The sequence below is a fragment of the Sphingomonas oligophenolica genome, assembly GCF_039522915.1.
Lineage (GTDB): Bacteria > Pseudomonadota > Alphaproteobacteria > Sphingomonadales > Sphingomonadaceae > Sphingomonas > Sphingomonas oligophenolica.
This window is the reverse complement of the sequence record NZ_BAAAEH010000054.1, coordinates 1-9,143: the sequence shown is the minus strand read 5'-3', so window position 1 is coordinate 9,143 and position 9,143 is coordinate 1. Positions and strand designations below refer to the sequence as shown.

Annotated in this window: 6 protein-coding genes; 2 read left to right on the top strand and 4 right to left on the bottom strand. The window is 61.2% G+C overall.

The features are described from left to right. Positions 1–301: 301 nt before the first annotated feature. The 3 genes from ABD050_RS24760 to ABD050_RS24750 all read right to left on the bottom strand — a co-directional run bounded on the left by ABD050_RS24760 (position 302) and on the right by ABD050_RS24750 (position 5,588). Positions 302–1,399, bottom strand: coding sequence for an S-methyl thiohydantoin desulfurase family protein (locus ABD050_RS24760; RefSeq protein WP_343892213.1), 1,098 nt, complete (start codon positions 1,397–1,399; stop codon positions 302–304). Next, on the bottom strand, positions 1,396–2,958 hold the full coding sequence (locus tag ABD050_RS24755) for a hydantoinase/oxoprolinase N-terminal domain-containing protein (protein ID WP_343892212.1): 1,563 nt from the start codon (positions 2,956–2,958) through the stop codon (positions 1,396–1,398). Before ABD050_RS24755 ends, ABD050_RS24760 begins: the two co-directional genes overlap by 4 nt. A 140-nt stretch (positions 2,959–3,098) precedes the next feature. Continuing rightward, complete coding sequence (locus ABD050_RS24750; protein ID WP_343892211.1) at positions 3,099–5,588, bottom strand: LuxR C-terminal-related transcriptional regulator; 2,490 nt, start codon at positions 5,586–5,588, stop codon at positions 3,099–3,101. 246 nt (positions 5,589–5,834) lie between these two features. Here ABD050_RS24750 and ABD050_RS24745 point away from each other — a divergent pair, with 246 nt between their 5' ends. Continuing rightward, positions 5,835–6,575, top strand: coding sequence for an aspartate/glutamate racemase family protein (locus tag ABD050_RS24745; RefSeq protein ID WP_343892210.1), 741 nt, complete (start codon positions 5,835–5,837; stop codon positions 6,573–6,575). 23 nt (positions 6,576–6,598) lie between these two features. Beyond that, the gene (locus ABD050_RS24740) at positions 6,599–8,785 is read left to right on the top strand and encodes a TonB-dependent receptor (protein WP_343892209.1); all 2,187 of its coding nucleotides are present in this window, start codon (positions 6,599–6,601) and stop codon (positions 8,783–8,785) included. 218 nt (positions 8,786–9,003) lie between these two features. On the opposite strand, the gene ABD050_RS24735 is transcribed toward ABD050_RS24740, so the two are convergent. Further along, a partial coding sequence (locus tag ABD050_RS24735) for a VIT1/CCC1 transporter family protein (protein WP_343892215.1) occupies positions 9,004–9,143 on the bottom strand: 140 nt, incomplete at its 5' end.

Sequence of the window (9,143 nt, the reverse complement as noted above, 5' to 3'; positions counted from 1 at the left end):
GCCACACCCCACTACCGATTCTCATCTTGATTGTCGCGCGACTCTCATCCTGAATGTCGCGCTGCAGCTCACGCGCCATTGTCATTCCTTCCTATCGAATTCGGCAAAGCTCACCGGATCGCCGCTCGCATCACGCGAGGCGGACGTCCAAATCACGCGCCACCACTTCAGTCACGCACGGGGAGCGGCTATTGGTTCCATTGGCCGCCGCCCGTCTGGAGGGGGACATGTCCGCCGTTGCATCGATCACCGAAGCCAGATCCCCGGCCCGGTTCTTGCCACTATCGTGCATCCATGCGGTTCAGCCCATTAGCGAGGCGAGAGGTTGATATTGACCGTCGAGACCGAACTCTTTCGGGCCGACGACCGCCAGTGCCGCCGGGGTGACCAGTTGAGGCGGCGCTGCGCACACGATCACCGATACCCGCTGGCCGTAGGCCAGCCGCTCGGTGGGAATGGCGTGCGCGGACTCTGTGTCCACGATGGTTATGAGATCCGGGACGATGCAGCGCAACGCCCCGTCGACGCGCACGCAGAGGTTCTCGTTCTGGAAATCGATCGACGCGATGCTGTTCCCTTCGAGCGCCTTGACCATGCAGGTGCCGAACACCCAGCCGTCGCGCGTATTGCGTTCGATCGATACGATCTTCCCCTCGAACGCGCAGCGGCCATCGCCGTAGAGCGGTAGTTGGCACAAGGCCGCCGTCAGGCGCTCGACCGGAGCCCGGTCGCTGTAGGACTTGCCGTTGATGGCTCGTCCGATAGCGATTGCACCGGATAGCGTCTGCGGAACGATGGCGGTGCGCGCCTGGGCACCCGTCATCGAATAGCAGGACAGACATCCAGCTGCGCCCATCGCTGCCACGACGGGCCGAGCCAGCTCCTCTGCCTTCTGTCCATCGTCGGTCTCGAACATGACCACGTTGCCATGTTCGTCTCCGAGCGCCATCGGGGCGCAACGGATGCCGTTGATGTTCATGCTCGTCATCTGGAGCTTGGGAAACGCGCGTCCCATGCCGTCTCCGTCGATGATCGGAACCGCGCGCATCGCGGCGTAGGCCACCGGCATCATCGAATTGCAGCCCCCGATCTCCAGCGAGATGATGGCGGTCGCAGTGCGGCCAAGATAGCGCTCGAGCGCACGCACCGCGCGATCCTGGTCATCGATCGAAAGCAGCTTCTCGATCATCACCGTCGGAGCGCCCATGGCCGCCGCGACGAACACGGCGTCGTCGTCAGCCAAATTGGCAGCGTCGAGAAGGCGCACGGGGCCGTACTGATTGATCGCTTCGTAGCACAGCAACGATCCGAGGTAGGGATCTCCGCCGCCGCCTGTGCCGAGAAAGGTCGAACCGGCCGCAAGGTCCTCGATATCTTCGAGCCCGATCTGCGTGATCATGCCTGTGCCTCCGTCGCCGCCAAATCGCTTACCGCTCGGCAAATCACCCGCGTCGCTCCCCCTGACATATATTGTACCGGGATCGCCTCCAGATCGACGATCTCCACACCTTCTTTGGTCCCGCCGGCTTCGATCACCCGCTGAGTGGCGAGTTCCTGCGCTTCGGCAAGCGCCGCCTCTTTGTCCGCCGGCGAGGCGATCATGTAGAGACGGTCGATCTCTCCACTTACTTGGCCGATCGCCGCCCCGATGGCGTTCGCGACACCTGCATGATCGGGACGATGCAGCTGTGATACGCCGGGAGGCGCGTCACGCAGGAGAATGCTACCGCCCCCGACGAGAATGGCGGGCGTCGCGTCGGGCGTCGTCTTGATGCGATCGATGGCGTCGGCGATGATCCGCGCCATTTCCCGGCGAGACGATTCCAGCAGATTGTCATCCAAGTCACCCACCAGGGCCTTGTCGCCGAAATCCGCCCAGCCCGATGCGACCGCGATGTCGCTCGCGGTCAGGATGTCTCCGCCAAAGATTTTTGCGCTTTCGCGGAGCGCGAAGCCGACAGATTGCGGTCCAACGCTCACGCCGTCGCTCTGCTCGCGGACCAGGCTGCCACCGCCGAGCCCGACCGAAAGGATGTCGGGCATCCGGAAGTTGGTGCGGACCCCGCCGACGTCGACATGGACCGACGACTGCCGGGGGAAGCCCTTGGCCAGGACGCCTACGTCCGTGGTGGTGCCGCCAATGTCGATCACGACCGCGTCGGATTGCCCGGTGAGCCAAGCGGCGCCTCGCAGGCTGTTCGTGGGACCAGCCGCAAAGGTCATGACCGGATGCCGGCGAAGCTGGTCGGCGCTCATCAGCGTGCCGTCGTTCTGGCTGACATACCAGGGGCAGGTCAATTTTAGTTGTTGGAGTGCATCCCCGAAAGCCTTGGCCACGATGGCCGCTAGCGGACGAAGGCTCGCGTTCATGATCGCGGCGTTCTCGCGTTCAAGCATCCCGGCGCGGCCGAGTTCGGATGAAAGGGACACCTCGAGACCCGGCGTGGTCTCTTGAATGATAGTGGCCGCCTGGACTTCCTGCTCGTCGTTCAAGTGACTGAAGATGCAGGAAACGGCTACCTGAGTGATGCCGGCGAGTGTCGCGCGGCGGGCGGCGTTTGCTATTTCTTCGGCATCGAACGGTGCGATCGGCTGACCGTCAAAATTGAAACCGCCTCGAACGAGCGCACTGCCACCGAAGACGGTTTCGCGAACATCCTGTGGCCACCCCGAAAAGGGCGGAATGCCGCGAGACGCCGGCGCGCCGATCCTGATCGCCAGCACCTTTGTCAGTCCACGGCGTTGCACGAACGCATTGGTAAAGTGCGTCGTGCCGATCATCACCGCGCGAATCGCTTCGGGACTGACTTTTGCCTCACCGATGAGTGTTTGAACCGCTTCGACGATGCCGCTGACAACGTCCGCGCTCGTTGGGCGTTTTATCGCGGCGATAACATTGCGCCCTGAAATCAAGGCCGCATCCGTATTCGTGCCGCCGACATCTACTCCGATTCGCATCGCTTTTTATGCCCCTCTTGAATGCAACCGAGTTGCACTCGCCAAGTGGACGGGTTCAACGGCAATGCTTGGGAGGGGGCATACTCTACTTAGTAGTTCAATAATGTTCCATATGCGTCCATACTACTCGATCTGGTAGCTTATATGGCGCTCAACTCCTTCGCCCTGTGCACGGCCGAGAGACGGTCATGCACATTGAGCTTCCGATAAATGCTCTTGAGGTGAAACCGTACGCCGTGCTCGCTCATATCGAGAATCCGACCGATCACCTTATCGCTGCCGCCCTCGCTGAGCGCCTGGAGAACCTCGACCTCGCGCGTGGACAGAAGGACATCCTGAGTGCCTTCCACCATCTTGCTCGGCGCGCGGAGTGCTCCGATAAACCGCTTTCGGCCAGAGCGGCCGCCGTCTGGCTCCGAAGCGAGCTTTGCCATCGCGGACGCGAATCTCGGACTCATGGTATGAAGGAGGACCTGCCGAGCACCGAGTCGGACCCCGAGCTGCAACGCTCGGCGCAACTCGGTTTCCGCGCGCTCGTCGCCGCCATCAAGCAGAAGGGTCGCGAGGAGGATTCGATAGCGGAGGCTCGAGCGCGCCAGGTTTAGCCGATCGCTCGTCTTCAAGGCTTCGCGAAGCCCGTGCTCGGCGTCGGCGCGACGCCCATCTCTCGCTGCCAGATAGGCGCTGGCGAGTTGAAATGTCTCCTGTTCTTGCCACGTGCCGGCGGCATCGACAGGCGTTATTGGCCCCCAAGGATCGTTCGAAACGACCCCATCGCGGATCCATTGTTCACCGGACAGGACGATCGCGAGATTTTGCAGCATAGCCGCTACGCGCGGCAGCCCCTGTGCGCCCAATTTGCGCCTCTGGTCAGCCAGAGCCTCATGCGCTGGGCCGAGGCCATGATCGGCGGCGATAATCCGCGCCATTGGTTCATAGGCCGCGGCGTAGATATCGAACCACGCCTCGGAATCGGGCATGCGATAGGCGGACTTCCGGACGGAACCGCGCGCGCTCGTGAGCTGTCCCAGCTCGTATTCGAGCGACGCCATGAGCGCGGACATGACAGTCTCGGCGCCTCGGTCGTCGGCGAACTCCTGTCGCCAGCGTTTGCGCGCATCTCCGAGCGCGATCCGCGCTTTCGTGAGATCGCCTTGGGCCAGGAGGATGTTCGCTTCATGCAGGGACAGGAACAGCAAATTGTATCGCGAGTCGGCGCTTCGCGCGTGAACGCGCGCATCGATGAGATTCGCCAGGGCCGCATCGAAGTGCGCGCGTTGCGCGTGGAGAATGCAGGAGAGGGTCGATAGAAGCGACTTCCAGTCCGCCTCGTCCGCGCCCCTCGCCACCATCGAGCGAAAGCGTTCGAGATCGTCCTCCCGCTGAAGACCGCAGCCATAGACGAGCAACGTCACCCGAACGACTTCGCGATCACGCTCGAAGTCGGGCGTCTGGGGAAGGTCGCTGGTGTCCAGGGCGTCAAATGTTTGCTGCGCTTCGGTGATCCGGCCGGCCTTCATCAGCACAATGCAACGCATGAGCCGGAGGATGGGCGATCGGGCGACGCTTGCGTCTCCGGCCTGTTCGACCACTTCACGAATTGCGGAAAACCCGTGCGTCATCCAGATCAACAGCGATCCGCGATCAACGACCGCGCGCTCGATTTCTGCCTCGAGGCCTGCGCTGCGATACAGTCTGGCCGCGACGACGAGATCGCCCCGCGCCGCAAACTCCCGCGCTGCACGGGCCAGCGATTCGACCTGACTCTCTTTCGGGAGGGCTTCGAATTGCGCGGCGAGCCATTGACGAAAAATGGGATGGAGCGTCAGCTGGTTGCCTTGTCGTTCGATCAGGCCGGCAATTTTGATACTGGTTCTGGTGATCGCTTGCAGCGCGTGCGAGCGCGCGATTCCCCGTTTGTCGGGTTCAACTTCGATCGTTTCCGCGATGCTGGCATGAACGAGGGTGTCCAGTTCCTCGGGCGTGAGCACCGGCACGACCTCCTGTTCGATATATTCGTCGAGGCCGGAGGCCGCGAGGATGGCCGTCGTCTCCCAATCAGCCTCTTCCGGCGAAGCCTGTTGCGCCCACCTGCATAATAGAGTGCAGGCAGCTGGCCAGTTTCGGGCCAGGTCGGTGACCAGCTTCCGAAATCGTGAAGGAATGCGGTCTGTCCGGGAGCGAACCTCCACATCGGGCATTCGCAGGTTGCGCCAGTCCACCACCTGAGCTGTGCCATCGACGATCAGCCGGGCAAGGGTAAGCTGCTTGAGATGATGCAACGCAATCCAAATCCGCGGCGCGTCGGGAGCGGGGAAGCGGCCGTTGAGCGCCTCCGACAGCGCGTTCGCGTCCGCGCCCCGAAGACTGTCGACGATAATAATGTCGCCTTTTCCCGCGCCGAGAATGGCGTCGGCCGCGGCGCAGGGGTTGGCCCGGTGACTGGTTGCGTCAAAGCGCAGGATATGGCTCCGGCGGTCGCTGCGTGCCAAACCTTCAGCCAAGCGCAGCAGTTCGGATTTCCCGAAACCGGGAGGCGCGCAAACGACCATGATGTCGGACGAGGCTGCCAGCCTCTCGGCGAGGGCCGTTGATCGAATATCGGCATTCGCAATCTGACCGACAGCCATCACATCGCCCCCGCCTCATCCAATGTTGTGTGGTGCCGACCTCTTGAATCCATGTCGGCGCAGTCCGACTCTGTAGCACCATGTTCCTGCAGATGGAACCATACTACTACTAGAACTAGTAGTTTCGAAAACAGCCTGACAATCTCTTTCTACTAGGCAGGGAAGATCCTCTCCCTATCGCGACCCTTGTTAGCTGGCCGCCAACAGGGACACATTTCTGTAGCAAACAGGAACGGCGAAACGACGATGAAGACGATCCATCTCATTACCCCGGTTACGACCAGGGGTCTTCGTAACCTCGACGAGATTGCCCACCTGGCGAGCCCGGTGCTTTCGTTCACGCATTCTATTCTGGATCGCGGGCCGCCGTCGATCGAGTGTGAATATGACGAGGCGCTGGCCGTTCCGGACACGATCGTGCGGGCCATCGAGGCCGAACGTGATGGCGCGGACGCGATCATCATCGATTGCATGGGTGATCCGGGACTGAAGCCCGCCCGCGAAGTCGTCCGCATTCCAGTCCTTGGACCCGGTGAAACGTCGATGCATCTAGCGGCGATGCTGGGTCAGAAGTTCAGCATCGTGACGGTGCTGAACTCGGTCAGGCCAATGCTGGTTAACGCCGCGAAGGTCTACGGTGTCTATGAAAAGCTGGCGTCGGTCCTCGTCGTGGATATTCCCGTGCTCGAACTCGAGCATCGACTCGGCGAGGTGCAGCAGGCGCTGGCGGCGAAGGCGCTAGACGCTGTTGAACGCGATGGCGCCGATGTGATCGTTCTCGGCTGCACCGGCTTCCTCGGTTGCGCGGCCGCGATTGAAAAGCATCTTCTCGCGGCGGGGCACGACGTGCCTGTCATCGACCCGATCCCGGCAACGGTGTGCGTGGCGGAAGCCATCGTAAAGAGCGGCCTTCGACACAGCAAGCGGACCTACTCGGTTCCCAGGTCCAAAACCATCATCGGGTTCGACATTCCAGACTTCAAGTAAACATACAAAAGAAGGGGGTATTCATGAGCTTGTTCGAGATCAAGACACGCAGCCTGTTGATGGCGAGCGCTGTGATGCTTTTGCCGGTCGGGGCGGAAGCGCAATCGACAGGCGGAACTGGTACGGCGGCTGTACCACCTGCGGCGTCTGCAACCGAGAGCACCGATATCGGCGACATCGTCGTGACCGCGCAGCGCCGTGAACAGCGTGGCAACGACGTCGGCATTGCGATGAATGTCGTCACAGGAACCGAGCTCGCGTCCGCCGGTGTCAAGCAAGTCAACGACCTCACGGCCTTGACGACGAATGTCAACATCAAGAACACGCTCGGTAACAGCGTGCCGAACATCTCGATCCGCGGTATCGGCCTCAATGACTATGCGTCGAATAATAATCCCGCAGCCGGCGTTTATGTCGACAATGTGTATTTGGTCTCGCCGGCGATGCTTTCGTTCGGCCTGTTCGACGTTGACCGAGTCGAGATACTTAAGGGGCCGCAGGGCGATCTTTACGGCCGCAACACGACCGCCGGCGCAATCAACATCATCAGCCGACGGCCCTCGGCTACGCCGAGTGCTGATTTCGAAGTCGGTTACGGCAGCTATCGGAACTGGCACGTCAACGGCGCCGTCGGTGGCGCACTGACGTCGACTTTGAACGGACGGTTCGCCTTTGTAACGGATCAGCAGGATTCTGGCTGGGAGACGAACTATGTCACAGGCAAGCGCATCGGCAAGATCGACCGGACCGCTGCGCGGCTCCAGTTGGAATGGACACCTTCAGCCGCTTTCAAGGCGCGCTTGAGCGCTCATGCCGGCTATGATCGATCGGACGAGGCCCTTTACAAGGCCGAAAACAATCTGACGACGACCGAGGATGACCCGTATCTCAACAAGCCGCGCACTGCTGGCTCCGCCAACAATCCGCATCTCGATAACAAGTCGTTCGGTGCGTCTCTCACCATGGACTGGAATCTCGACAGCAACCTGACGCTGACGTCGATTTCGGCTTATGAACATTTCCGGCGTATCGACGTGGCCGATCAAGATGGCACGGGCCTTCGCCAGCTCGACAGCACCTTCGCCAACAAGATCAGCGAGGAGACCCAGGAACTCAGGCTGGCCTATTCGAAGGACAACCTGAACCTGATCGGCGGCGTATATTATTCGCATGACACGGTCAGCGACCGCGACTCCTACCTCATCTCGGATCTCTTTCCCTCCTTTGGGGATACGCTGGGCAATACCTATCATCAGAAGACCGAAGCCTATGCGGGCTTCCTGCATGGCGAGTGGACATTCGTGCCAAAGCTCACCTTGATTGCAGGCTTGCGCTATACTCATGAGCACAAGGTCTTCGATAACGTCACCACCTTCTTCGGCTCCAATGGCGTGTACGCCAACGCCTTCCCAACGGCGAGCAGCACGTTCTCCACTTCCAGGGTTTCTGGAAAAATTGGCCTCAACTACAAGCCTTCCGACAATACCCTGATATACGGAACCGTAAGTCGCGGCGTGAAATCGGGCGGATTCCAGGGCCAGTTGACCTTCGACCCGACGGCTATCCGGCCGTTCAGGGATGAGACGGTCACGGCTTATGAAGTCGGCATCAAGAGCCGGGTCCTCCCCAATCTTCAGATCAACGCCGCCGCCTTTGATTATGAGTACAAGGACGCACAATTCTACGGACCGCTTTTCGATTCCCCGCTTGGAACTCTGTTTGGCATCGCAAATGCCGGTAATGCTCGCGTCCGAGGGCTCGAGGGGGACATTCGCTGGCGTCCAACCCCCGGTCTGGATCTTCGTGGCGGCATCGGTTTCATCGATACGAAGATCACCAAGTCGATCGTTGCCGGTGTGGCGGAGGGAAGCCGGCTCCCGAATGCGCCGAAGCTGACCCTCAACGGCTCGATCAGATATGGCTGGACGGTTTCCGACCAGCTCCGTGCCGACATCACCCTGTCAGGCGTCTATCAGAGCCGCGTTGCGTTCGATATCGTGCGCAATCCTCCTCAGGCTGTCGAACCAGGATATTTCTTGGGGAATGCGGAGGCTGGCGTCGACCTTGGCGATCATTTCAGAGTGTCGGTCTTCGGCAAAAACCTCTTCGACAAGCTCTATCGAACGCAGGCGCTCTTCACGAGCATCGGTTGGACTTACCAGTACGGCGCTCCGCGGACGTTCGGCGTGAACCTCTCGTACAAAATGTAGGCCTGCGGGGGAGCGGGAGGGCGGCAACGCTCTCCCGCTTTATAGGGCGAGTAAAATTCCCTGCTCGGACAAGGGCCTCTACCCCGCGCCAGAACCGCGAAAATACCGCATCGCGGTCACCAAGCGGGCCACGGATATGTAGCCGAGGAGCGCGAGTGCCGTCACTCGCGCTGGCGCCTGCACTGTTGCGCCGCCGCCGCCGGATTGGCGACACGTCATCATACCGCCGTCCCGACCACCGAACCGATTCCGGCGGTGAGGGCCATCGCCAGCGCCCCCCAGAAGGTGACGCGCAGTGTTGCTTTCCACACCGGCGCACCGCCGGCGCGCGCGCCGATGCCGCCCAGCAGCGCGAGAA